The organism is Micromonospora sp. ATA51 (assembly GCF_016802855.1).
GTDB lineage: Bacteria > Actinomycetota > Actinomycetes > Mycobacteriales > Micromonosporaceae > Micromonospora > Micromonospora sicca.
Window position 1 is genome coordinate 1 of sequence record NZ_JAEVHJ010000600.1, and the last position, 1,866, is coordinate 1,866.

Annotated in this window: 2 pseudogenes; one reads left to right on the forward strand and one right to left on the reverse strand. The window is 79.3% G+C overall.

The window, feature by feature from the left end:
- A pseudogene (locus JNW87_RS38185) lies at nucleotides 1-189 on the reverse strand (hypothetical protein); the annotation flags it as partial.
- Between the two features lie 316 nt (nucleotides 190-505).
- Between JNW87_RS38185 and JNW87_RS38190 the strand changes: the two are divergent.
- Nucleotides 506-1,770 (forward strand): annotated as a pseudogene (locus tag JNW87_RS38190) (AAA family ATPase); the annotation flags it as partial.
- Nucleotides 1,771-1,866 lie beyond the last annotated feature (96 nt).

Genomic DNA, 1,866 nt, shown 5'->3' on the forward strand with positions numbered 1-1,866 from the left:
GCGCAGCGGCTCCGGCCACCGTCCGCCGGGCAGCACCGCCTCCGGCGGCCGGTCAAGGTCACCACCTGCCACCGCGCGGGCCGCGGGTCGGCACCGGTCCACCGCGCCGTCGAGCCGGCGCAGCGGCTCCGGCCACCGTCCGCCGGGCAGCACCGCCTCCGGCGGCCGGTCAAGGTCACCACCTGCCACCGCGCGGGCCGCGGGTCGGCACCGGTCACCCGCGGCCAGCTCCGGTGCCCGGGTACGACCAGCGCCCGGACCGCCGTCGCGCCCGCCCCGGCCACCGCGAGGGCGATCGTGCCCCGGGCCAGCCGTCCCATCCGTACCACCTGCCCCTCGCCTCGTCGCGGGTCGGCGGGCGGCCGGTCACGCGCGGCCGACCGCCGCGGGTGTCCAGCATCCGGGCGGTCCGGGTGAAGCCGGCTCGCCCCGAAGGGGTGAACCGGCGCGGGCCGGGTAACCGCTCGCCGCACGACCGGGAGCGGACGCGACGGGGAGGGGCCGCATGCCGGAGGACCGCGACCGCGTCGGGACCGCAGACGCGCCGCCGCTGCTCGCGTCGCGGCTGTCGCCCGCCGTCCTGCCCGAGCCGGTGGTGGTCCGGCCCCGGCTGCTGGACCGGCTGGACCAGGGCGTCACCGGTCCGGTCACCCTGGTGCGCGCGCCGGCTGGCTGGGGCAAGACCACGCTGCTCGCCTCGTGGGCGCGGGCGTCCCGGGCCGAGCCGCCACCCGCCTGGGTCGCCGTGGAGGCCGGCGACACCGGGGAGCGGCTCTGGTCGTACCTGGCGGCGGCCCTGCGCGGGGTCGTCGAGGGTACGGCGGACGACGCGCCCCGCCCCCGGTGCCGGACGCCCCGCCCCGCCCCGACCAGCTCGAACTGCTCGCGGCGGCGCTCGCCGCCCGGGAGCGCCCGGTGCTGCTGGTCCTGGACGACCTGCACCGGGTCACCGATCCGGCCGCGCTGACCGGGCTGGAGTTCCTGCTGCGCCACGCCGAGCAGCGGCTGCGGCTGGTGGTCGGCGCCCGGACCGACCTGCCGCTGGCCCTGCACCGCTGGCGGCTGGCCGGGGAGCTGACCGAGATCGGCCCGGACGAGCTGGCCTTCACCGACGAGGAGGTGGCCGACCTGCTGGTCGCGCACGGGGTGCGGCTGCCGGCCGCCGCGCTGCCCCGACTGGCCGAGCGCACCGGGGGCTGGCCGGCCGGGCTGCGCTTCGCCGCGCTGGCGCTGCGCACCCAGCCGGACCCGGACCGCTGGGTGGAGCGGTTCGGCGGCGACCAGCCGGACGTCGCCGGATACCTGCGCGAGGAGGTGCTCGCCCCGCTCGCTCCGGACGTCCGGGACGTGCTGCGGCGCAGCGCGGTCGCCGCCGCCGTCTGCGCCGACCTGGCCGACGCGGTGACCGGCCGGGCGGACTCGGGGCAGCTGCTGGCCGCCCTGGCCCGCGACGGCGGGTTCCTGCGGCAGGACGGCAGCAGCCCGCCCTGGTACCGCTGCCATCCGCTGCTGGCCGACGTGCTCCGCGACGAGTTGGGCCGGCTCCCCGCCGACGAGCTGCGTGACCTGCACGCCCGGGTGGCCGACTGGTACGCGGGGAACGGCCGGCCGGCGGAGGCGCTGCGGCACGCACTGTCCGGGGGCGCCTGGGACCGGGCCACCGAGCTGTTCATCGGGCACTGGCCGGAGCTGGCGCCGTACGACCGGGACCTGCCGGCGGCGCCGGCGCCCGCCGATCCGCCCGCCGAGGCGGTGCGCCGGGATCCGGAACCAGGTACCGTCGAGGACGTGCTCGCCGCCGAGTCGTGGGCACGAACGCACGCCCAGGAGATCATCGCGGCGTCGGTGGAAGGAGCTTGATGGCAA